16 protein-coding genes and 1 pseudogene are annotated in these 22,507 nt (G+C 71.6%); 3 read left to right on the forward strand and 14 right to left on the reverse strand.

Going from position 1 to position 22,507, the window contains the following annotated elements; translation table 11 throughout:
* Positions 1–42: 42 nt before the first annotated feature.
* The 8 genes and pseudogenes from CP982_RS05005 to CP982_RS05040 all read right to left on the reverse strand — a co-directional run bounded on the left by CP982_RS05005 (position 43) and on the right by CP982_RS05040 (position 10,380).
* Entirely contained in the window at positions 43–3,393 is a 3,351-nt protein-coding gene (locus CP982_RS05005; protein WP_150509365.1) for a hypothetical protein, read from the reverse strand.
* Between the two features lie 104 nt (positions 3,394–3,497).
* The gene (locus tag CP982_RS05010; RefSeq protein ID WP_150509366.1) at positions 3,498–5,084 is read right to left on the reverse strand and encodes an FG-GAP-like repeat-containing protein; all 1,587 of its coding nucleotides are present in this window, start codon (positions 5,082–5,084) and stop codon (positions 3,498–3,500) included.
* A gap of 173 nt (positions 5,085–5,257) precedes the next feature.
* Positions 5,258–5,728: a hypothetical protein gene (locus CP982_RS05015; RefSeq protein WP_221514671.1), complete on the reverse strand. Its 471-nt coding sequence runs from the start codon at positions 5,726–5,728 to the stop codon at positions 5,258–5,260.
* 631 nt (positions 5,729–6,359) lie between these two features.
* The gene (locus CP982_RS05020; protein WP_184924765.1) at positions 6,360–7,598 is read right to left on the reverse strand and encodes a helix-turn-helix domain-containing protein; all 1,239 of its coding nucleotides are present in this window, start codon (positions 7,596–7,598) and stop codon (positions 6,360–6,362) included.
* A gap of 130 nt (positions 7,599–7,728) precedes the next feature.
* Positions 7,729–8,253 carry a VOC family protein gene (locus tag CP982_RS05025; protein ID WP_150509367.1) on the reverse strand — a complete coding sequence of 175 codons (525 nt, stop codon included), beginning with the start codon at positions 8,251–8,253 and terminating at the stop codon, positions 7,729–7,731.
* A 124-nt stretch (positions 8,254–8,377) separates the two neighbouring features.
* A pseudogene (locus CP982_RS05030) lies at positions 8,378–8,644 on the reverse strand (MBL fold metallo-hydrolase); the annotation flags it as partial.
* A gap of 16 nt (positions 8,645–8,660) precedes the next feature.
* Positions 8,661–9,218 (reverse strand): MepB family protein, encoded by a 558-nt coding sequence (locus CP982_RS05035; protein ID WP_150509368.1) that lies wholly within the window; start codon positions 9,216–9,218, stop codon positions 8,661–8,663.
* Positions 9,219–9,618: 400 nt separating this feature from the next.
* Complete coding sequence (locus CP982_RS05040; protein WP_150509369.1) at positions 9,619–10,380, reverse strand: GNAT family N-acetyltransferase; 762 nt, start codon at positions 10,378–10,380, stop codon at positions 9,619–9,621.
* Positions 10,381–10,935: 555 nt separating this feature from the next.
* On the opposite strand from CP982_RS05040, the gene CP982_RS41560 reads away from it, so the two are divergent.
* Entirely contained in the window at positions 10,936–11,082 is a 147-nt protein-coding gene (locus tag CP982_RS41560; protein ID WP_170316361.1) for a hypothetical protein, read from the forward strand.
* Between the two features lie 110 nt (positions 11,083–11,192).
* Here CP982_RS41560 and CP982_RS05045 read toward each other — a convergent pair whose 3' ends face one another.
* From CP982_RS05045 to CP982_RS05065, 5 genes are all read right to left on the reverse strand, one after another.
* Entirely contained in the window at positions 11,193–12,944 is a 1,752-nt protein-coding gene (locus CP982_RS05045) for a chitinase (RefSeq protein WP_372503330.1), read from the reverse strand.
* A gap of 228 nt (positions 12,945–13,172) precedes the next feature.
* Positions 13,173–13,838, reverse strand: coding sequence for a pyridoxamine 5'-phosphate oxidase family protein (locus CP982_RS05050; RefSeq protein ID WP_150509370.1), 666 nt, complete (start codon positions 13,836–13,838; stop codon positions 13,173–13,175).
* Positions 13,839–14,366: 528 nt separating this feature from the next.
* Positions 14,367–15,068: a 2-phosphosulfolactate phosphatase gene (locus CP982_RS05055; protein WP_150515321.1), complete on the reverse strand. Its 702-nt coding sequence runs from the start codon at positions 15,066–15,068 to the stop codon at positions 14,367–14,369.
* A 74-nt stretch (positions 15,069–15,142) separates the two neighbouring features.
* Entirely contained in the window at positions 15,143–16,024 is an 882-nt protein-coding gene (locus tag CP982_RS05060) for an alpha/beta hydrolase (protein WP_150509371.1), read from the reverse strand.
* 360 nt (positions 16,025–16,384) lie between these two features.
* The gene (locus CP982_RS05065; protein ID WP_170316362.1) at positions 16,385–18,298 is read right to left on the reverse strand and encodes a sensor histidine kinase; all 1,914 of its coding nucleotides are present in this window, start codon (positions 18,296–18,298) and stop codon (positions 16,385–16,387) included.
* A gap of 187 nt (positions 18,299–18,485) precedes the next feature.
* Here CP982_RS05065 and CP982_RS05070 point away from each other — a divergent pair, with 187 nt between their 5' ends.
* On the forward strand, positions 18,486–21,011 hold the full coding sequence (locus CP982_RS05070; protein ID WP_150509373.1) for a hypothetical protein: 2,526 nt from the start codon (positions 18,486–18,488) through the stop codon (positions 21,009–21,011).
* 109 nt (positions 21,012–21,120) lie between these two features.
* Here the strand turns inward: CP982_RS05070 and CP982_RS05075 are convergent, their stop codons facing one another.
* Complete coding sequence (locus CP982_RS05075) at positions 21,121–21,669, reverse strand: hypothetical protein (RefSeq protein WP_170316363.1); 549 nt, start codon at positions 21,667–21,669, stop codon at positions 21,121–21,123.
* A gap of 256 nt (positions 21,670–21,925) precedes the next feature.
* Between CP982_RS05075 and CP982_RS05080 the strand changes: the two genes are divergently transcribed.
* Positions 21,926–22,504, forward strand: a complete 579-nt coding sequence (locus tag CP982_RS05080) for a histone deacetylase (RefSeq protein ID WP_150515322.1) — start codon at positions 21,926–21,928, stop codon at positions 22,502–22,504.
* The last annotated feature ends 3 nt before the right edge of the window (positions 22,505–22,507 follow it).

Consider the following 22,507-nt stretch of genomic DNA (forward strand, 5'->3'; position numbering starts at 1 on the left):
CCGACCGGCGCGACCGGCCCGCCGAGAGGCCCGCCGGGGGCGTCAGAAGGTCAGCCAGCTCGTGACCGGCGAGATGAGGTCGTGCCCGAACTGCGAGACCTTCGTCACGGCCCTGCCGCCGCCGACCGCCCCGATCCACTTGGACTGGCCGAAGGTGAGCAGGGCCAGACCTCCGCCGGCGAGGGACGTGAAGAACTTGCGGCTCGTCCAGCCGTAACCGAGGCCGGTGAAGACGACGTTGGCCCCGGTGAAGATGAGGGAGGCGATCCCGAAGCCGACCGCGAGCGGGGCCGTGACGGGTGCGATGGGCAGGAACAGGCTGGCGACGCCGAGCCCGGCAGAGGCGAGGCCGGTGAGGATCCCGAGGGCGTTGAAGGCATCCGCATAGCGCCTGGCCTCGAGCTTCCACTGGGGGACGAGATCGTCGAAGTCGTCGTTGTCGGGGGTGTCGGCAGGGTTCTGCCCGCTCGCCCGTGCCCGGCGGGCGTCCTCGGCCGCCTTCCTCATCGCCGCCGCGATCTCGGCCTTCCGCTTGGCCGCCGCGATCTGGTGCGCCTGGCTCGCGGCCACCGCCGCCGTACGCGCGTCCTTGCCCGCCTGGATCGCCGAGGCGCGGGCCGACGTGGCCGACTCCTGCGCCGCGTTGGCGGAGGCCACCGCGCGGCGGGCGGCGTCCATGGCGCGGTTGGCGGAGTGGTTGGCGGTACGCGCGGCCGTACGGGCGGTGGCGGCCGCCTGCTTCGCCTTGTCGGCCGAGGCCTGGGCGTCCCTGGCCGACTTGTCGGCGGCGTCGGCGTTCGCGTCCGCCTCCTTGGCGTACTGCGCGGCCTGCGTCGCCGACTTCTTCGCCTTGTCCGCCCACTCCAGCGCTTCCGACGCCGCGTCACGGGCCCTGGCCGCCGCCTCCTGGGCGCGGGCGGCGTCCTCCTGCGCCTTGTGCGCGATCTTCATGGAGGCGGCGATCGCGCCCTGGACGGCGGCGATGTGCGCGGCGGAGTCGTGGTCGAGCTGCGCGGTCCTGTACCGCACGGTGGCGAGGAAGCGGCGGCGCATCCACGCCGGGCCCTCCATCGCGGCCTGGGCGTGGGCCTTGGTGTACGGACCGGCCGAGGCGATGACGGCGGCGGTGGCCACCGCGTCGTCCTCCTGCTGCGCCGCCTCGTAGGCGGCGCCGAGGAACTCGTGCAGCGCCCCGGCGGTGCCCGCGTCCAGCGCCTCGTTCGCGGCCTTCGTCACCGCGCTGCCGGGCCCTCCGGCGAGAATACGTGTGATCGTGACGCGGTTGTCGGTGGCGGAGGCCTCCACGACGCCCGTGCTCAGGAACGTCGTGGCGGCGTCCGGGGCGTCGCTCTCCACGGCCTTGGTCGCGGCGTCGGCGACGTCCGGGGTGGAGATCCGCGCCAGGTAGAGGGCGGTCTCCCTGTCGTCCTGGTGCTGGGCGAGCTGCCGGTCGGTGTCGATCCAGGCATGGAGGTCGGCGTCCGTACCGCACAGGGCGAACCGCGCGGCCTCACGTGACCAGCCACCAGGAGCGTTCATCAGGGCGATGGCCGCTTTGCGCCCCAGGGTGGCGGCGAGGTTCCCGTCGCTCGCCCTCAGGGCCGCCTCGGCCTGGGCGATGAGGTCCTTGGTGGCCTGGGAGAGCTGATCGGCCTGGGTGCGCTTCCTGGCGACCTCCTCCCGCTCCTGCTCCTCGATCCGCACGAGCAGCCGGGACTCCTCCATCGCCTGCTTCATGTCCTCGTCCAGGCGCTGCCACTCGGCCTCGCGCGCCTGCTTCTCCACCTCGACGGCCTTGGTGACGGCTTCGGTGGCGGTGTTCGCGGCTTTGGTCGCCTCGTTGGCGAACTCGGTGGACTTCTTCGCGTACTCCACGGCCTGGCCCGCGTACTTGGCGGCCCACTCGGCCGCGTCCGCGGCCCTGTCGGCGTGCCCCGCCGCGCTGTTGGCGGCGTCACGGGCGGTACGCGCGGCCTGCGCCGCCTTGTTGGCCAGGGCCTGGGCGGTGCCCGCGGCGTTGGTGGCGATGGTGGCGTTGGTGTGCGCGATCTGCGCCTGGCGGCGGGCCTCGGCCGCCAGGGCCTGCGCCTTGCCCGCCGCGTCGGCGGCCGCGGCCGAGGCGTTCGCCGCCGCCGCGGCGTTGCGCGCCGCGGACGCGGCGGCCGACCCGGCGCCCGCGGCCTGGGCCGAGGCCGTGGCGGCGTGGTCGGCGGCCCTGGCCGCGGTGCGGGCCTTGGCGGCGGCGTTGCGGGCGGCGACGGCGGCGTTCTTGGCGGCGGCCGCGCGAGAGGCGTCCTTGGAGGCGGCGATGGCGGCGCCGTAGGCGGCCGCGGCGGCGGATCCCGCGCTGGCGGCGGCCTGGCTCGCGGCGGTGGAGGCGTGGGCGGCGCGGCGCGAGGCCTGAACGGCGGCGTGGGAGGCGCGGATCGCGACCCGGGCGGAGTTGGCCGCGCCCTTGGCCGACTCGGCCGCCTTGCGCGCGGCTCTGCCGGACTTCACTACGTCGTCCTGGGCCGCCTTGGCCTCGGCGGCGGCCTTCTCCGCCGCGTCCTTGGCCTTCTCGGCGGCCGTCTGGGCGCGGGCGGCGGCCTCCTCGGCCTGCTTCGTCTTCGCGTCGGCCTTCTTGCCCTCGCGTTCGACCACCGCCACGAGTTCCTCGATGGTGGCGGACTCCTGGTCGCGGGCGCGGGCGATGTGCTGGCCGGTGTCGAGGAACCACTCGACGTCCGCCGCCGTGCCCGACACGGCGCGGTCGGCGTACTTGCGCACCTCCGGCCCGGCCTCGCGCATGAGGGTGAACGCCTCGAAGCGCATGTCCTCCTGGCGGGCCGTGTGCTGGCCGTCGGTGAGGAACGACTCCAGGGCGGTCCGGGTGCCTGCCTTCAGGGCCGCGTCGCCGTCGCGGTTGACGGCCTTGCCTCCGACGGCCATCACGGTCGTGGTGGCGACGCGCAGGTCCTCCGTGAGGGCGCTTTCGAAACCGCCGTCGAGGAATGCGGCGATGGTGGCGTCGCCGGCGTCCAGCGCCGCGCCCGCCTCGCGCCGGGTGCCCTTGCCGCCCCCGGCGAGCGAGCTGAGGATGGCGACGCGGTTGTCCTCCGCGGTGGCGTGCGGCAGGCCGACGGCCAGGAACGTCCGGACGTCGGCGTCCGGGCCGCTCAGCGCGGTCTCCGCGGCGGCGCGGACCGCCTTTCCTCCGAGCAGCCACGCCTTGACGACCTTCGCCCGGTCGGTGTCGGGCAGGCTGAACGGGTCGCCCTCGTCGCCGCCGGTCGGCGGGGTGTCGGCGCGGGCCGCCAGCGGGTTGAGGACGAGGCTCGAGGTGACGGCGACGGCCGTGGTGGCCGTCAGGGTCGCCAGCACGCGCCGTCTGCTCCATAACGTGGTGTCCACAGGGGTGAGTCCTTCGAGGTCGGTGCCCGGCAGCGCGCACAGGGCACGCAGGGCTGGTGTGTGGGGTGAGCTCCCTCAACTGCTGCGGCGGACAGGGGCCCGCGTCAGATCCAGTCGTCGCCCGGAGCGGTGGCGAAGTACGTGCCCGTGTTCAGGCGGGCGCCGACCTTCCCGTCCGGGCTGTGGACCACCAGGTCCGCCTTCTTGTCGGCGTTGACGTCACCGAAGTAGAGATGGCCCTTGCCGGGGTGACCGAGGAAGTTCGACCAACCCGCACTCCAATGCGTACCACCATCGAAATAGGTGCCCTTGTTCACACGCACGGACACATTCCCGTCAGTGCCGTGAACGATCAGGTCAGCCCGGCCATCACCATTGATGTCACCGAAGTACAGACGGCCCTTGCCGGGGTGACCGAGGAAGTTCGACCAACCCGCACTCCAATGCGTACCACCATCAAAGTAGGTGCCCTTGTTGATACGCACAGACACATTCCCATCGGTGCCGTGAACGATCAGGTCAGCCTTGTTGTCACCATTGATGTCACCGAAGTACAGACGACCCTGACCAGGCTGGCCGAGGAAATTCGACCAACCCGCACTCCAATGCGTACCACCATCGAAATAGGTGCCCTTGTTGATACGCACAGACACATTCCCGTCCGTGCCGTGAACGATCAGGTCAGCCTTGTTGTCACCATTGATGTCACCGAAGTACAGACGACCCTGACCAGGGCGGCCGAGGAAGTTCGACCAACCGGCGCTCCAATGGGCCCCCGCGGAGAACCGGTGAGCGGCCTTGCCCGGCTGCGGCGTGAAGTTCTTCACCGCGGTGCGCACCGTGATGGCGCCGTCGGCACCCTGGATCACCAGGTCGTCCGCGCCGTCTCCATTGATGTCGGCCATGGACACGACCTCGCGCAGACGCTCCCGCGCCTCTTGGGCCCACTCCTGAGCCGCGCCGTCGTCGACCCGCCCCGACAGGGCACCGGTACGCGTCTCGGTCGCTTCCTGCCCGAAGCACCCACCCTGCCAGGAGCGGCTGTTGACGGCGACGAGTTCGACCTTGCCGTCCTTCTCCCTGATCAAGGGGCCGCCGGTGTCGCCCGCGCACACCGCGGCGCCGTCCTGTCCGGTGCTGGCCACCTGACCGTCCTGGACGGTGTCCACCGTGAAGGAGCCGGTGTGCAGGGTGAGCGGGGACCACTCGGTCTTGGTGCGGCCGTATCCGGCGGCCTTGAGGGTCTCGCCCGCGCCGGGCGCGGTGCTGGCGAAGGCGATCGGGGCGATCCCGGAGGTGGGCTGTGCCAGCCGGGCCATGACGAGGTCCCGGCCGGGATGGGGGACGAGTTCCACGACCTCGGTGACGAGTCCGCCGGTGCCGGTCAGGTCGGTGCGGCCGACGGTGGCGACGGTCTTCTTCGCGGGCTTGCCCGGCGGGGGCGTCGTTCCCGATGCGGGGGCGTCGACGAAGCAGGAGGCGGCTGTGAGCACCCAGCGGGGGTCCACCAGCGCGCCGGAGCAGGCCCGTTCGCCGTCGCCGATGTCCAGGCGCGCGGCGAAGGAGTAGGCGGGGCTGGTGGTGCCGGTGCCGGAGACAGCACCGACGGGGACGGCGGCGCTGAGCGCGAGCGGCCCGGCGATCATGGCCGTGGCCAGCGCGGCGAAGCGCAGGGGTCTGGTGAGAGACATGACGTGGTTCCTTGCTACGAGGTGGGCAAGGGCGAGCCCGTCGACAGGCATCGGACGGGAGGCGCGTGGCACGGCCTCGGACGTACTCGGGCGGGCCCCTCGGCGTGAAGAACAGGCGCGGGCGGGCCGCTCGGTATGCGGAGCCGTGCGAGCGAAGAGGCGGGGCGCGGCCGCTACTTGGCGGTCCTGATCTCCATGAGCATGAAGTCGCGGCCCTGCTCGTCCGCGCTTTCTCCCACCCCGGTCCAGGCGTTCTTCGTGATGTCGAAGCTCTTGCGCTCGCTGCCCGCGGTCATGTCGACGCGGGTGGCGTAGTCGTTGCCCTTCACCCCGAAGACCGAGGGGATCTCCAGGCTCAGATGGCCGGAGTTGCCGGTGACCCGGAAGCAGATCTTCTCCTTGGCGCGGGCCCAGACCTCCAGCAGACCCGGCCCGCCGGCGCAGTCGGCGAGCAGGATGTGACCGTCACCCCGCTTGAGGGTGATGCCCTTCTCCGCCCGGATCTTGTCGGCCTGCGGATAGGCGAAGTACTCGATGGCGAAACCGGGGGCGTCGTCCGCCACGGGGGCTCCCGGCACCTTGGTGTGCGCGTCCGCGGTGGCAGGTGTGCCCGACGGGCCGCCGGTCACCACGGCCCAGGTCATGGCGGCGGCCGTCGCGCCGCTCAGTGCCACCTTGCCGAGTCTGTGCCACTTCGGTCTTGAGACCGTTGTTCTCCGTATCTTCATCGCCGTCCTCACTGTGGGTCGCGGTACGTAGTCCGAACGCGGTGAGAGTGCGGGAGTGCCATGGCTCGGTCCCGGAATCCACCGCCCTCATCAGGCTTGAGCGCTTCCCCGAAGTCCTGCGTAACGGCCGGAAGGCGCTCCGCGTTCTGGGGACGGTATGTGACGCAGGCGATGGTGACTACGGACGTTGCTCTTGAGCCTTGCGCTGAGAGCCACCGCTGCGCTCTTCTTCAGCCACCGGAGAAGGCTCAGGGATCCTTGATGAGATCTACCGCAGCCGGCCCGGTCCGGCCCATCTCCGGTTCAGGAGGCGGACAGTGAGTCCGCCGCCCATTCCTGGGGTGCCTTGAGTTTGCGCCAATCTCCGACGATCTGCTGATTTGTCGTTGAGCCACCCGCGCCGGGCCGCCGCCAGGACCACGAGGGCCACCGACCGGTCTTGGTCAGTACGAGGCACTGACTGCGAGAAGGGACCGTAGAGCACAGGGACAGGCCAGACCCGGAAAAGATTTCCGGGTCTGCTGTCGTCTTCTTCAGGAGGTGCCTGTCAGGCGGGCACGCCGAGCGCCAGGGCGAGTTCGTAAACGTCCCGCCGGACGCTCTGTCTGTGCAGGCGCCCCGCCAAGGTGCGGGCGAGCTGATGCGCCCGTATCTGCGCGGGGGCGGCTCTGAACGCCCGCTTCAGCTGATCTGCCGCCTCATCGGTCCTGCCGGCCTCCTCGAAGGCCCGCGCGACGTCGAGCCGCGCTCGTGCGCGCCGCTCCAGCGGCAGGTCCCTCCCCAGCCGCAGACGGGATGCCAGATCCACGGCCAGTTGCCCGTCCTCGAACTCGAGAGCCAGCGCCAGGCGATGCAGCTCGACGTTCGTCGGGCCGAAGGACGTCCACATCACATTGCCGTCGGCTCCCAGACGATCGGCTGCTCGCTGCGCCTGCGCCAACAAGTCATCGGCCAGGGACCGGTCAGGGACACGCGCTGCGGCGACGGCCGCATTGAGGCAGAGCGTTCCGTGCTGGGACAACGCCACCGGTGAGGATCGCAGCCAGCGCTGCGCCAAGCCCTCCAGGGGCTGGAGCGCCACCTCCACCGCCTCGGCCGCCATGCCGGACCCGAGCTGCACGTGAACCACGCACCGACGCAGCGCCAGCATCACGGCTGGGTCCCCCGATTCACCCGCCGCGACGTCTCCCTGGTCGGCTGCCGTCCAGGCCAGACTGGTCTCGCCGACGTTACGGAGGAAAACTGCCGCGACGTGGCACACCAGAGCAAAGAGCCGTAAGGCCTGACCTCTCTCCCGGCCCGACCGGTGCTCGCAGGTGGCAAGTCGAGCATCCGCCAGCAGAGCCGGGAGATCTTCAGCGAGTCGCTCGTATGCGGACGCCTGGAACCGCACCCAAGCGGCATCGACTTCTGCGCCCAGGCGTTCCAGCCTCGGTGGTTCACGGGCTACGTACAGGGAGCCGCTCAGCCGCCGCGAACGCATGAGGGCCGACCTGATGGCGGAGAGGCTGCCTCCATCGTTTCCGTAGATACCGGCGATTCCGCCGTTTCCGCCGTTTCCGCCGCCGCCGGGGATCGGGGTGTCCTCAAGGTCCCGCACCTCGACGCGGAGGGCCTCAGCCAGGTCCGAGAGCATCCTTACGTTGTTCACGGGGATGCGATCGGCTTCCACGCGGTACACCCAGTCCTCCGAGCGGCCCAGCAGCGCCCCGAGTTCCCTCTGCAGAAGGCCACGACGTCTTCGGTGGAACCGCACACGCCGGCCGAAGGAGAATCGCTCTGTCATGGCCCGCAGGGTGCCCTGCCTCCCACCGCTCGGCAGAGTCTCGATCGCGCCGTTCGGCGGGCAGGCCACGCTCGGCGACGGCGGCCGCCTCGATGAGGGCGGGCGCGACGCGTGGCAGGAGTACCGGAGTTCAGTCGCGCGGGCGCAGCGGCGCGCTCGCCAAGCCCTGCTCCCGGCCGCTGAGTTCGGCGTCCAGGGTCTGCTGCGCCGCCCGCATCGACTCGGCGTACTTCGGCTCGGACATGCGCTGCCAGGCCTCGTCCGGCGCGACGTCCTCCTGGCGGCTGACCACCCACCAGATGTTGCCGAACGGGTCGCGCACCCGGCCGCCGCGGTCGCCCCAGGCGCTGTCGGAGACCTCGGTGACGACCCGCGCGCCGTGCGCGACAGCGGCGGCCACGGCGGCGTCCGCGTCGGGGACGTAGACGCGCAGGAGCGAGGGCATCACCGGCCAGTCGGGCCGCCGGTCGAAGGCGAGCACCACCGTGTCGCCGACCCGGATCTCACCGTGCCCGATGGTGCCGTCCTCGACCGGCACCCGCGCCAGTTCCTCCCCGTCGAACGCGGCGGCGACGAAGTCGAGCAGAGCGCCGGTGTCGTCGGTGACCACCCAGGGCGCGACGTTGGTGTATCCCTCGGGTGCGGTGCGGTTCATCGATCTCGCTCCTTCGCGACGGCCTGCCGGACCGCGGCGGTCGGCCGCGGCCCCTAGGTGACGGAACCGACCCTAGAACTCATACAGGTCAGTTTCTGTCCTACTCGGCCCGGCCGATGGCGAAGGTGGCGCCGGGAGTGTGGTGCGCCGGTTCACCCTCGGCCGGTGCCCGGTCGCACTCGGCCTCGCACAGCAGCACGTCGCACCCCTCGGCGGGCATCCCGTGTGCCACCGCCCGGCTGGTCAGCCGCATCGAGCCGACGGTCGCCCCGTGCCCGTCGGACAGCTCGGCGACGGCGAAGGCGGCTTCGATCGGGCTGCGGACAGGCGTATTGCTGAGGAAGCCAGCGAGCCGGTCGGCGATTCCCGGCGGACCGTGCAGAGGAATCGGCCGGCCTGGTGGTCTCTCACCGCTCGCCGCTGACACGTCCTGCTGACTGTCTCGGGTGGTAGAGGGTGCGAGCGCGCGTCAGGTCGGCGGGGCCGTCACGGCCGAGGTCCAGGAAGTAGTCGACCTGCCACGCCTGGGTGCCGCCCGCCTGTCGGCTGGTCGTGGTCACCCACGGCGGATAGACACGGAATCCGCGCTTCCCGCCGGAACCGCCGCGCGAGACGACGCCGCGCTCGCACAACACCTCGCGCGGGAACACGAACTGCCCGAAGCCGTCGTCGTCGCGGCTGCTGATGACGAAGAGGTCCACCCCGTCGTCGGCGTCGAAGGGCCGGATCGGTCCCTCTGCGGACCGCTGCCACACCGTGACGAACTGGCCCGCCTTCGTCGGGGTCGTCTTGGCCACGCGGAAGCGGACCGAGCGGCTGTCGAGCGTGAACGCGCACGCGGCGTACTCGGCGCTCTCCGGCTCGGCCACCGGCAGTGAGCAGGCGAAACCGCAGCGGTCGTACACCGAGGCCTTCGCCGCGAGGAGGTCCCCGTGAAGCCCCGTCCACGGCTGATGCGTCGCCATGCGGCCATCCTGCCATTTCTCCTCGAAGAGGTCGCCGTAGCGGTCACCCGCGACCTGGGTGCCGCATGGAGTTGCATGTGCGGGCACCTCGCCAGCGCCCAGGCCCGCAACAGCCGCCTGGCCGCCCGCATTCAACGGTTGGAGATTGGAGAAACGACTGTCGCAGGCCCTGGGAGCTCAGGCATGGCAGGAGTCGGGACTCGGAGCCCCGGCTGACATCGACGAGCTCCAGCGGAAGATCACGAAGCTGGAGCAGCACAACGTCGAACTGACCTCCGCGTTGGAGGAAGCCCGATCCGATCTCGATGCCGCGAGGGGGGCCAACGCGGCTGACAATCCTCGTGCGGTCGTTGTCAGTGCCGGCCGAGGGGATCACCGGCATGACACCGCTACTTTCCCCTCAACCGCGTTCGAAGCAGTGCGAGTGGCCGATGACGGAGAAGCCGCGACGCTCGTACCACTGACGCGGCCAGTCTGACGCATCGGCGGTCAGGAACCGGGTTCTGCAGTCCTCATCGGCAGCCATGCTCAGGGCGGTGGTCAGGACGGCGTCGGCGTAACCACGCCTGAGATGGGCCTCCGAGGTGATCAGGTCCTCGATCTGGGCTGTGCCAGTTGCCGGATCCACATAGAGGTCGGCCCATGAGGCGACGTCGCCTTCCTCCGTGCGGGCACCGATGAAGCGAACGATGTCTGCCCCACGCCGGCGAGCTTCGCGTCGGTCGACAAGGTGGCGTATGACCTCGTTGTCGACGTCCGGAAGGAGGTCCCGCCATCGCCGGGTGAGTGGATCACGTATCGCGTCGAGGTCCGCCTCCACCGCGGGTCTGCCGGCTGGCACCGGGCCTTCGTGCAGCATGACCGCGTAGAGAGAGTGGGTGTATCCGGCCCGGGTCAGCGGCTCTGCACACGCCATCCCGATTTCGTTGTCCAGGACGGAGATCAGTCGGTGTGGCAGGTGGCCCAGTGCTTCCTCCGCGATCGTTGGCAGCGCCTCGGCGTCGACGGCCGTATCGATGATCACCTGGTTGTTCGCGCGGGAATGGAAGAAGGCGTCGTCATACACAGCGAAGCCGCCAGGGAGATCGACGATACGCGTGGCCTGCCGACGGGCGAAGGCGGATAGGAAGGCGTTGATCCTCTGCAGTTCTGAGCTTGGCATGGAGGGAGCCTATGCAGCCCTGACCATGACCGCCTTTGATTTGCCCCGCGGGAGAACACTACGCAAGGGCCTCCGGCACCGGCGCTGAGCTGCACAAAGTGGTCTCCACTCGCCTCGCGCCACACGGTCCCCCCCCCCAGAGAAGACCGCCGTCGCCTCCCACGCGGTCGTCCCTGAAGGACGCGAGGGCGTACGCGGTCTTGGCCTCGCGGCGCAGTGTCCTCTGTGACCGCACAGACTCCAGACGCTCCAGACGGCGCATCGCACAGCGATTCCGGCCCTGCTGCACGGCCCGGCGCCCTAGGGCGTGTCCGATGGGTCGGCGCGGCGTCGCGACGCCTGGCACGCACGCTCGCCGCGTTGCCGGAATGCTCTAGTAGCTCCGCTACGAGAACATTCCGGCGCCTTGCGATCGCACGCACCAGACGCCGCTCCTTGCTCCACGCCGACCCATCGGACACGCCCTAGGACAGACACCGGCCTCAAAGGAGCCATGCTCGCTGACCACACGGATCCACCAGCAGCGGCCACCACTGGACGTCGGACGAGGTGAGCGTGAAGGCCAGGCAGGGCGGGTTGAGCGTCGAGGAGGCCCAGCAGCGCTTCGCGGAAGCGACGTCACCGGAGGAGCAGCGGAACGTGATCGGTGCCATGCAGCCAAAGGCGAAGGGAAGGGCGACCTGGTCGCTCAAGGTGGGCTGAGGCCGTGTCGGGCTCTGCTCGGGCCGGTTGAAGGTGTCCGAGACAGCGATGGCCGGAGGGGCGGACCGGGCCGTGTTCGGGCCGGGCCGTCCCTCCGGGGCGTTCGTTCGCTACGGAAGGCCGTGGACCTTCGGGCCGACGGCGTTCGACCACGCGTGGCCCGCCGTCGCGTCCCAGTTCGTCGACCACGTCATGGCGCCGCGCAGCGACGGGTACGTCTTCGACGGCTTGAAGGAGCCGCAGCCGGTGCCGCGGGTGAGGCAGTCGAGGGCGTTGTTCACGACCGACGGGGCCACGTAACCGCTGCCCGCGCCGCGCGTCGACGCCGGGACGCCGATCCCGACCTGCGAGGGGTCGAGGCCGCCCTCCAGCTGGATGCAGGCGAGCGCGGTCAGGAAGTCCACGCTGCCCTGGCTGTAGACCTTGCCGTCACAGCCGAGCATCGAACCACTGTTGTAGTACTGCATGTTGACGACCGTGAGGATGTCCTTCACGTTCAGCGCCGTCTGGAAGTAGCCACCGGACGTGGACTGCATGTCGATGGTCTGCGGCGCCATTGTGAGCACCATCTTCGGGCCCGCCTTCGCCGAGAGCTGGCGCAGCGCCTTCGACATGTAGGTGGGGTTGATGCCGTTCTCCAGGTCGATGTCGACGCCGTTGAACCCGTACTCCTGCATCAGCGCGTAGGCGCTGTTGGCGAACGCCGTCGCGGAGGCGTCGCTGTTGACGGAGATGGTGCCCTTCTCGCCGCCGACCGAGAGGATCACGGACTTGCCCGCGGCCTTCTTCGCGGCGATGTCCGCCTTGAAGTCGGCGGTGGAGGCGTAGCCGACGGCCGGGTCCAGGTTGAAGGTGATCTGCCCCGGGGTGGGGGTGGCGTCGGCGAACGACACGGCGATGATGTCGTACTGCGAGGACACGTCCCGCAGCTTCTGAACGGTCGCGCCGTTGTTGAAGTTCTGCCAGTAGCCGGTCACCGCGTGCCGGGGCACGGTGCCGTCGCCGCCGCCGTCGCCCTTGGGGGTCGTCACGGACACCGCCGTCGACTTCGCCGACTCGCCCGCCGCGTTCGAGGCGCTCACCTGGAAGCTGTACGTGGTCTCCGGCGCGAGCCCGGTGACGGTCGTGGAGGCGCCGCCGGCCGAGGCGACCTTCGTGCCGTCGCGGTAGACGGTGTACCCCGTCGCCGTGGACGACGGGGTCCAGGACAGGTCCACCGACGTGGGCGTCGTCGTGCCCGCCGCGAGGCCGGCCGGGACGGGCGGTATCTCGACCGGGTCGGGGCCGCCGCCCCCGTCGGGCCCGAAGACGCTCACGTCGTCCACGTAGTACGCGCTCTGCCCGTACCAGCCGTGTGTGTACACGGTGACCGAGGTGGTGTTGGCGCCGGTGGTGAAGCTGGTGGAGAGCTGCTGCCAGGACGAGGCGGACGGCGTCCAGGTCGACACGTCGGTGGTGCCGGTGCCGCGGGCGCCGAGGTAGGCGTAGCTGCCCTGCACCCAACTGCTCAGCTTGTACGTCGAGTTCGGCTTCACCGCGACGATCTGGGAACACTCGGCGGTGCCCTGGCCGGACGGGGTGGCCTTGAGCGCCTTCGCGCCGCCGTGCACGGGGGACGTGACGGCCACGCCGCTGTTCGCGGCGCAGGTCCAGTTGCTCAGGTCCGCCTCGAAACCGGCGTTCTTGGCGACGTTGACGTCCGCCGCTCGGGTGCTCGCAGCCTTGGTGTCGGCCGCGTCGGTGTCCGCCGACTGCGCGGGCGCGGCGAGCACGGTGACGGCGAGCGCGGCGGCCGCACCCACCGCCATCGCCGCGCTGGTCCTCCGGCGGACGCCGGGTCTGTCCTGGCGTACACGGTCCACGGGGTGCCTCCTGGGGGGAAGAGGTGAAGCACGTTGGCGACGACGGTGGCCACCGCTATTGCGCGCAAAGTTGGTCCAGACCAATAGAGTTGTCAAGACCTCAGGAGAGAAGAACCCGCAGCGGAGCACTCGACGGCCCGGGCCACCGTCGTCCCCAGCACCTCGACCGGGAGGCCGGACGGCGCGCCGCCCACGACGGGACGATGCCCGCGAGACGACGCGTCCGACTCACTCGTACCGCAGGCGCAGCGACTCCCGCTCGATCTCCTCGATCTGTTCGATCGTCAGGCCCGGCAGGTTCAGCTGGGCCAGCGTCACCTCGGCGCTGGCCGGCTGCGCGTCGGCGGGCACCCACTCGTCCGGCTGCCACGCATGGGCGCGCATCAGGGATTTGGGGCAGTGCGGATAGACCTCGTCGGCCTGCACGACCAGCGCGGATACGGGCGGCTTGCCGACGGGCGTGAGCTGCGCGAGCAGCTCCGGGCGGGCCGAGACGCAGGCACGGCCGTTGACGCGCAGCGTGGTCGGGCGGCCGGGTATGAGGAAGAGCAGGCCGACGCGTCCGGTCTGCAGCACGTTGTGCATGGTGTCGAGCCGCTTGTTGCCGGTCGCGTCGGGGATCACCAGGGTCCGCTCGTCCAGCACGGAGACGAAGCCGGCGGGGCCGCCGCGTGGCGTCACGTCCGCCCTGCCTTCGGCATCGGCGCTGCCGATGAACACCAGGGAGGAGCAGCCGATCAGCGCGCGGGTCTGGTCGGTCAGGTGGTCGATCTGCTTGCGCAGCGCGTTCGGATTCGGTTGCTCGTAGAGCTCGCGCAGCTGATCCGGGCTGGTGAGAGCGTCCGCCCGGAGGGCGTCGAAGAGCAGGCCGGTGCTACCCGTGTCAATCATCATGAAAACGACCTTAGAAGACGACCACTGCGGCGCGGCGGAGGCGACGAGTGATCTCCCTCGCGTTGACAGCTCGCTACGCCTTGGCGTCCGGCAGGACGGACATCCGCCCGGTTTAGCCGCTGAGCGACGGGGACTTCTCCGGCCGTTCCCGACTCAACGGGCTGCCACGGGCGGGAACTCCGTCAGAGCCTGGGCGCGTTCGGAGTACCCGAGTACGGACGCATGCCGTGCACCGCAAGGAAGACGTTGGCGGGCCGCCAGACCGTAACGCGCTCAGGGTCAGGGGAGCCTCCAGTCGCCGCCTCGGTCCTGCTGGCCGACGTGCCACTGATCGATCCGGAATCGGCGTTCGAGGCGGGGCTCTCCCTCATCGTGGACGATATGACCCTGCGTATCACGGCGTAGAAGCCGGAGTTGCCTGCTGCAACGGGTCGGCTCGCAGCGGGGCGAAGGGGTGCTCGGCGTCCTCGGTGATGGCCAGCGCCTCGGCGAGTTCAGCGCGCATCAGGCTTGCCGGCCCTCCGGCGATCAGGCCGGAGCCTCGTCGGTCAGTGATGGCACGGCGCACGCGCGGAGAACCATGAGTGAGTCTTCCAAGGTCGCCACCATGGCGAAGGGGAACCGGTCGAGCTCAAGGCAGAGTGCGACGTCATCGGGATGGGCTCCTTCACGCACGCCCTCCGTCAACTCGGCGGCGGCACGTGACTCGCCGGCGCGCCGGAGGAACTCAGTGGCATCCGGCCCGGCCCCGGTGGCCCTCCGAGCGATGTACTGCGCACACGCCAGGTCCTCGTCAGCCTGCCCGTCCTCGCCAGTGACCACGAACGTGACGCTGTCGCACGCACGCGTACGCAAGAGCCGGGCTGTCGCCTCCGCCACGACGAAGCCGGCGCACAGCACCAGCGACGCCTCCTTGACCGCGAGGGCGCCGACCGTCCCTGCCGTGGTCTTCTGCACAACGGTTCGCCCGCCGAGGTCGGCAGACCGCAGGAAGCCCGGCGAGTTGACGGTGTCGAACCCGGGCGCGGGTGGGCCGTCCTTGAGCGTCACCCACTCCGGGTGACGGGCCTTGAGCGCCAGCGCTTCGTCCAGCGACTCGGCAAGAACGATCCGTTCCGCCCCTTGACCGAAGGCCCAGGCAGCCACTGTGAAGGCACGCATGACGTCGACTACGACTGCCACGGTCGGTACGTCGACCAACTCGGGGATGCCAAGAAAACGAGAGTCCATCCGGTCATGATCACGCATGCCCGAGCTGAAACCCGGCCCGGCGGCGGCAGGAAGCCGCCGCCGGGTGGGCAGGCCTAGCGCAGCGGTACTGCTGGGTCCAGGTCGGCCAGCAGCTCCGAGAAGAGCTGCGGGCGGCTGAAGTAGCCGACATGTGAGGCGTCCAGCGTGCGGACGTCGAACGGATTCTGGGGCGTCAGCGCGTCCGCCTTGCGGATCATGTAGTCCTGCACGGCCGGGGGAATGCTCCGATCCGCGGACAGGCGCACAAAGGTGTGCGGGACCTTCCCCCACTGTCCGGGCACAGCCACCGCGCCCTGCTCCAGTACCGCGTAATTCTCGTCCGGGTCCATGGAGTCCAGGAGCATCCGGAACTGATGGTCGATGGAGTCTGCCATCACGGCGTCCTTGAGCTGGGCGAACAGACCGGGATCGGCGTGTGCCGCACGCCAGTTCAACCGTACGACTCCCTGAGTGTCTGTCAGCGGCACGGTGACCCGCGCCGCCGCGGCGTCCAGGAGGTTGTCGTCGAAGACGTCCCACACGCCGGTGACCATGGCCGGGTCGCTGAGGCAGACGGCGGAGAGGTAGACGACGCGGTCCAGGAGTTCAGGCACGGCGTTGGCGACCGCGGTGACGGTCAGGCCGCCGAAGCTGTTGCCCACCAGGACCAGGGGCCCCGACGAGGCAAGCCGGTGCAGGACGTCCACCACGTGGCGCACGTTGTCCCGCAGGGTGATGCCGCGCATCGGCGAAGGGGCGGCGGCCAGTGCTGCCGGGTCCTGTGGCTGCTGGTAGTAGGCGGCCGGGTGGTCGGCACGGTCGCCGTGACCGGGCAGGTCGACGGCGTACGAGCGGTACCCGCACAGGGCCAGCTCGTTCTGCAACGGCCCCCAGGCCCGGGCGTTGCTGGACCCACCGGGAACGAACACAAAGGTGGGGTGTGAGGTGGTGCGCATGAAGAATCCCTCGTCATCCTGAGGCGGTCGGTGAACGGTGCGCGGATGACCGGGTGCCGACGAACGCTCGGGTCAGCACCGAGTCCGGGATGCCGAGCGGATGCGCAGGGAGTGGCGGTTGTGAATGACCGAGTACATGATCGGGACCTTAGTTCCCGCCCGGGAACGCCCGCCACCGAATTCCCGGTCAAGCATCGGAGGGAGCTCGTCCGGGTTGGTGTCGGCGCGCTCCTCGGCGAGGGCCTGGGCTCCTCGTCGTCGAGGAGGCGGGCGATGCCCGTGGCCGGAGGCCCGGTGGTGATGGTTCGGGCGCCGGCTGCTTCGGTGAGGGCGGCCGCGAGCCGGGGTCGAGGACCGGCTCTAAGGAAGCCGGGTGGCGTCCAGCGTGTCGAGGAGGGTCCGCAGTCCGGTGAGGGCGGTGCGGGCCGCGTCCGTCATCCCGGTAAGGGCTGCGCGACGGTCGTCCGGCGCGGACAGGCCCGCCTCGGCGTGGCGGACGAGGCGGGTGGTGTGCTCGACGACCGTGCCGTGCAGGCCCGTCGCGACGCGGTGGCGTTCGTCGGTCACCGCTTCGCCGACGCGTACGGCCATCGCGTCGAGGACGCGTTGCTCCCAGCGTCCGCCGTCGCCCCGTCGGGCACGCGTCAGCAGGCCGAGCGCCCAGACGGGCAGCAGCCACGGGACCGCCACCAGGCCGAGGGCCGTGAGCAGGGCCGCGGTGCCGAGGCCCGCCGACTCGGCCGGGTCGCTCACCACCGCCAGGCCGAGTACGGCGCCGCCGACCACGCCGACCGCTACCGGCGCGGGCCAGGTCGCGCGGGCGGGGCCGTAGGCGCCCACCGCGTGCAGCGCGGCCAGCTCCGCCGTCCACGCGAAGCCGAGCGCCGCCAGCCAGGCGAAGGGCAGGGCGCCCGCGACCGTGGCCGTCGCCCAGGCCACGGACACCGCGAGCGACATCGCGAGGGCCGCCGCCGGGGCCCGGCGGCGCGCCGGCAACGGGGCCGCGTGGACCGTCAACAGGACGGAAAGCGCGCACAGTTCGCCGGGGCTCGGGTGCCGCGCGGTGGTGAGCAGCGGCACCGCCGTGCACGCGGTGAGCAGAGTCGCGTCCACCGCCCTCGGCCACCAGGTGCCCGGCGCCCGCGTCGGCAGGGTCGCGCGGACGGTCCAGCCGCCGCGCTCCCCCGGGCCCGCCGTCAGCCGGCCGCCGACGGACGCGGCCCGTTCCGTGAGGTTCGCGAGGCCCCGGCCGGTGCCGAGGCCGGAGCCCGGCGCCTCGGGCTTCCGCACCGCTCCGTTCGTCACGGTGACCGTCACATCGCCGTAGCCGTATTGGACGCTGACGACGACCGGCGCCCCCGCCGCGTACCGCATCGCGTTCGTCAACGACTCCTGGACGACGCGGTACGCGGTCACGCGGACGGCGGGCGGCAGGGCGCGGGGGCGGCCGCGGACGTCGAGGGTGACGGGCACGCCGAGGCGTTCCAGGCCCGCGCACAGCGGCGGCAGGACCTCGTGCAGGGCCCCGTCGCCCGGCTCGTCGGCGACCACCGCGACGAGTTCGCCCAGGGCGGCCAGGACGTCGCGGCCCACCGCGGCGCCGTGGTTGAGGGCCTCGCCGGCCAGTTCGGGGCGGGTGTCCACGAGCCGCAGCGCGGCCGCGCCCTGGACGGCGATGGCGGTGAGGTGGTGTCCGGCGGTGTCGTGCAGATCGCGGGCGAGCCGTTCGCGTTCGGCGTCGGCCGCGGCCCGGCGTTCGCCCTCCAGGTCGGCGAGGCGGGCGAGGAGCCGGGCGTGGCGGTCCTTGCGGTGGGCGCGCAGCCGCCCGCCCAGCACGATCGCGAGGTGCAGCAGGGCGCCGGCGAGCAGGTCGTCGAGGAGTGGACCTGTGACGTCACCGCCCCCTGCGGGAAGGGGCGTTGCGGCGGTGGCCAGTGCGGCTCCCGGCAGCGCGAGCCGCGCGGGGCGGCGTACCGACAGGGTGAACAGCGCGACCCAGACCGCGGCGGGCAGCGCGGGCGTCAGCGCGGTCTCCGGCAGCAGTGCCCGGCTCGCCGCGTCGGCGGTGAGCGCCGCGCAGAACACCGGCACTGGTGCCGCCACCCGCCACGTCAGGGCCGTCGCCGACACGAGCACCGCGAGGATGCCGAGCGCCGACTGCCAGGCCGTGGCGCGGTCCGCGCCGAGGACGGCGCCCAGGACCACCGTGATCACGTGCCCGGTGAGGAGCAGCGCGGGGAGGGCCGCGTCGGCGACGCCCGGCCCCCGGTCCACTGCGTCACGTCGGATCGCCGCGTCGACGGCACCCCCTGATCCCCGTCCCACAGATCCCCGTCCCACACCGCGACCCTACCGGCGCCCTTCTCCACCCCTGGGTGGAGAAGTCACCGGTCAACAGGTCGACGGCAAGGCCCTGCCCGCGCAGGACGCGCCCCCGCAGCGGGCGCGATGTGCTGGAGCCATGAGCATCGACCGACGTACCGCCGTCACGGCAGGCATCGCCGCCGGACTGGCCCTGGCGACGGCGTCCGCCGCGACCCGCGCGAGCACCGCGGCCCCGTCGCCGAAGAGCGCACCGAAGAGCGCGCCGGAGAACAGGGCGATCACCGTGCGCGGCGAGTCCCCCACCCGCACCACCATCCCCGTCGCCCGCGACCCGAGGGCCTCGGGCGGCGCCTATCTGGCCCTGGGGACCGCCAAGGCGCCTCCCGCGCGCGGTGGTTGGTACGCCACGTACACCGTGGACGTCCCGAAGGACGGGCCGTACCGGCTGACAGCGGTGACCTCCGTCCCCGTGGAGCAGCCGCACGCCGAGCAGCCGGGTTCGTACCTCCGGCTGACCGTCAACGACGCCGCGCCGATCCCGCTCGCCCACTCCCAGCCCCACTGGTACGAGTCCCCGAAGGCGTGGGGCGAGCTATCCCGGGCCACGCTGGGCGACGTCGAGCTGCGCCGGGGCGCCAACACCCTCACGTTCACCGTCGAGGGGCCGACCGTCCTGGACACGTACACCGGGTACCGGTTCCTCCTGGACGAGTTCACCCTCACGCCGGTCCCGGTCGGGCTGCGCGCCGTGCGCGTACGGGGCCATGCGGGGGACCCGGCGGACAACCTCGGCCACTATCGCGACGACGAGCACGCGACCCTCGCGTTCGAGCTGAACGCGGCGGCGCCCCGGGCGCTGAGCGTCTCGTACCGCCTGCTCGACCACTCCTCGAAGAAGGTGGCGTCCGGCTCCGTGCGCGTCCCGGCAGGCGCCGTCGGCGCCGAACTGCCGTTGCCCGCGCTGCCGCCCGGCGCCTACCGCGCCGTCGCGGCCCTCGACGCGGACCCCAAGGCCACGGTCACCGGGCGCTTCGCGCGGCTGCCGGAGCGGCGGGCGGTGCGCGGTCCGGCGAACCGCTTCGGCGTCAACGTCGCCACCTACGCGCTCGTGCCGCCCGCGCGGCTGCCCGCGCTCGCGGCGGCTCTCGCGGCCATGGGCGTCGGCCAGGTCCGCGACGGCGGCGCCTGGCCCGCCGCGCAGCGCGCCCCGCACGGCCCGTTCACCAAGGAGCCGTACGAGACCGCTCTCGCCACGTTCCACGACCACGGCCTGAAGGTCGTCGAGGTCGTCTCGCCGCCGCCCGACTGGGCGTTGACGAAGACGTCCGTACCGCTGCCCGGCGACCTGCGCGACGCCTACCGCTACGCGGCCCATCTCGCGGGGCGTGGCGGCCGACGCGTGGTGGCCGACGCGCTCCAGCTCTCGAACGAGCCCGACGTCGACGCCACCGCGAGCACCGGCGACCAGCACGCCGCGTACGTCAAGGCGGCGGCACTCGGCATCGCGGACCAGCCGGACGCGCCCCCGGTGGTGCTCCCGGGCATCGCGCAGGAAGGCCTCTTCCAGGAGCTGATGCTCCGCAACGACGTGGTGCGGTACGCCGACGTGTGGAGCTTCCACGGCTATCCGCCGCTCGACGACCCCGACCCCGAGCCGTCGTCGGCGCCGGAGGACCAGCAGGAGCTGCGGAAGCGGTTCAGGGTGCCGGGGCGCGAGACGGCGATGTGGATGACGGAGTGCGGCGCGTTCCTGCCCGCGGTGCCGGGCGCCGATCCCGCGTACGCCACTCAGCGCACCCAGGCCCGCTATCTGGTGCTTTCGACGGTGGAGAGCCTGGCCGCGGGCACCGACCGGCAGTTCTGGTTCTGCGGGCCGCCGTGCACGGACGACGGCGTGTCGTTCGCGCTGTTCAGCCGGGCCTTCCAGCCGCTACCCGCGTTCAACGCGTACGCGGCGCTCACCGCGCTCCTCGGCGAGGCGAACTTCGTCGGCCTGGTGGAGGAGTTGCTGCCGCGCGCGGCCGGTTTCGTCTTCGCCGACGGCGCGGGCCGGACCGTGACGGTGGTGTGCGCGCCCCGGCCGAGGTCCGTGAACGTGCCGGTGCCGGACGGGCCGACGCGCGTGTACGACATCATGGGCGCGGCCCTGGGCACGCCGCCCCGGTCGCGGCGGGGAACGGTCCGCGTGCGGGCGTCCCGTGACCCGCTCTACCTGGTGACCGATGCTCCCCCGACCCGGCGGCCCAGGCCGCCCGCGGGCGACGGCCGCACCCGGACTCGTCCGCTGTCCCCGGCCGAGCACATCGTGCTCGACCAGCGGTTCGCGGCGGCCGACGCGGCGCCGAACAAGGCCGACGGCGACGCCGAGCCGCCGCTGGGCTACCGCCTGGGCGGGAGGACCCGGATGCACCTCGCCGTCCACAACTTCAACCCCACCGCGCGGACGGTCACGCTCACCGCGCGACCGCCCACCGGCTGGTCGGTGACGCCCCGGCGCGTGGCGGAGGTCAGGGTGCCCGCGCACGGCCGCGTACGGGTGCCGTTCACGGTGTCGGCGGGCGAGCGGGTGACCACCGGAGTGGACCACCCGCTGACCTTCGAGGCCCACCTGGACGACGAGCCGGTGCCGCCGTCGGTGTCACTCGTCCAGCGACGGCCGTGAGGCCGGTGCCCAAGCGGCAGCGCCCCGAAGGGGCGCGGGGAACTGCGCGACCAGCCACAACGAACCCGCAGGCAAAAGACGTCCCGTCGAGGCCAACCCAGCGGAGCGCCTAGCGCAGGCCGAACTGGCTGCGGCCGTCGACCTTGCCGTTGGTGAAGGAGAACGACGCCACGCCGTACGTCGACTTCTGCTCGCACGTGTAGATCGCCGACTTGATGCCCTTGGCCTGGGAGTCGACGGAGCGCACGCACACGCCCTTGCCCGCGATGGTGTGCATCTGGGCGATGGTCTTGCCCTTGGTGATCTTCTTGTACTTGGCCTTCGTCATCTTGCCGTTGGACTGCTTGCCGTCCAGACCGGCCTGCGACTTGATCTCCAGCTTGCCGTTGCCGAAGAGGAACTCCGCCGTGCTGTAGCGCTTGTTCCCCTTGCACGTGTAGGTCTTGCTGGAGTAGCCCGGGTAGCTGTCGCTCGCGGTCTTCTTGCAGGCACCCTTGCCCGCGACCGAGTGCAGCTTGGCGATGGACGCGCCGAGCTTGACCTTGTCGTACTCGGCGCGCGTGATGGTGCCCGTGCCCGCCGCCTGCGCGGTCGGCGCCAGGGCGGCGGTGAGAGCGGTGGCGAGCAGACCGGCGGTGACCAGGCTCTTGCGCGACATGCGAATCCTCTTCTTACGTTCTGACGCGTCGAGCGTTGCGACGCGGAAAACGGCAGGGCGGAGCGATGTCACGAAGGCCAGCCCCCCACCCCTTCGAACAAAGCGAAGTATATGGATACGTCGATCTTCTTTTCGAAAACCCGCCATCAGTCCTGATCCATACTGGGTGACAAGCACCACACCGCACACGGAGCCTCATGTGCCGAGCACCGACCCGGGCCTGGAGCGCGTCTGGTACGTCTCCTACGGCTCGAACATGCACCTGGACCGCCTCATGGCGTACATCGCGGGCGGCAGGCCCCCGGGCTCGTCCCGGGACCACCCCGGGTGCCGCGACCGGCGGCCGCCGGAGGTCTCGCGTGCCGTGGAGCTGCCGGGCGCCCTGTACTTCGCGACGGAGTCGGCGCTGTGGACGGGCGGGCGGGCCTTCTACGACCCGGACGCCGAAGGGCTCCTCTACGCGCGGGCCCACCTGGTGACCCTCGGGCAGTTCTCCGACATCGCCGCCCAGGAGATGTACCGCGGCCCCGGCGCGGACCTGGATCTGACGGCGGCGGTCCGGGACGGGCGCGCGCGTCTCGGCGACGGCCGCTACGAGACCCTGGTGTGCCCGGGGCTGCTCGACGGCCTGCCGCTGCTCACCTTCACGGCGCCCTGGCGGCTCGCGGACGCGGTCCTCAACCCGCCGGCGGGCGCCTATCTGCGCCACCTGGGCGCGGGGCTCCTGGAGACGGCGGCCTGGGGTGAGGCCGCCGTCTCCGCCTACCTCGCGGCCCGTCCGGGCGCCCTGGGTCACTGGACGGCCGGGCAGGTCACGAGGCTGCTCACGCGCTGACCG

Origin of the sequence: Streptomyces spectabilis, assembly GCF_008704795.1 — a bacterium.
GTDB classification, from domain to species: domain Bacteria; phylum Actinomycetota; class Actinomycetes; order Streptomycetales; family Streptomycetaceae; genus Streptomyces; species Streptomyces spectabilis.

Coding starts and splice junctions, on each gene's coding strand:
- CP982_RS05010 (WP_150509366.1), bottom strand. CDS start 5,084: ATGTCTCTCACCAGACCCCTGCGCTTCGCCGCGCTGGCCACGGCCATG.
- CP982_RS05015 (WP_221514671.1), bottom strand. CDS start 5,728: ATGACCTGGGCCGTGGTGACCGGCGGCCCGTCGGGCACACCTGCCACC.
- CP982_RS05020 (WP_184924765.1), bottom strand. CDS start 7,598: ATGACAGAGCGATTCTCCTTCGGCCGGCGTGTGCGGTTCCACCGAAGA.
- CP982_RS05025 (WP_150509367.1), bottom strand. CDS start 8,253: ATGAACCGCACCGCACCCGAGGGATACACCAACGTCGCGCCCTGGGTG.
- CP982_RS05035 (WP_150509368.1), bottom strand. CDS start 9,218: ATGGCGACGCATCAGCCGTGGACGGGGCTTCACGGGGACCTCCTCGCG.
- CP982_RS05040 (WP_150509369.1), bottom strand. CDS start 10,380: ATGCCAAGCTCAGAACTGCAGAGGATCAACGCCTTCCTATCCGCCTTC.
- CP982_RS05050 (WP_150509370.1), bottom strand. CDS start 13,838: ATGATGATTGACACGGGTAGCACCGGCCTGCTCTTCGACGCCCTCCGG.
- CP982_RS05055 (WP_150515321.1), bottom strand. CDS start 15,068: ATGGACTCTCGTTTTCTTGGCATCCCCGAGTTGGTCGACGTACCGACC.
- CP982_RS05060 (WP_150509371.1), bottom strand. CDS start 16,024: ATGCGCACCACCTCACACCCCACCTTTGTGTTCGTTCCCGGTGGGTCC.
- CP982_RS05070 (WP_150509373.1), top strand. CDS start 18,486: ATGAGCATCGACCGACGTACCGCCGTCACGGCAGGCATCGCCGCCGGA.
- CP982_RS05075 (WP_170316363.1), bottom strand. CDS start 21,669: ATGTCGCGCAAGAGCCTGGTCACCGCCGGTCTGCTCGCCACCGCTCTC.
- CP982_RS05080 (WP_150515322.1), top strand. CDS start 21,926: ATGCACCTGGACCGCCTCATGGCGTACATCGCGGGCGGCAGGCCCCCG.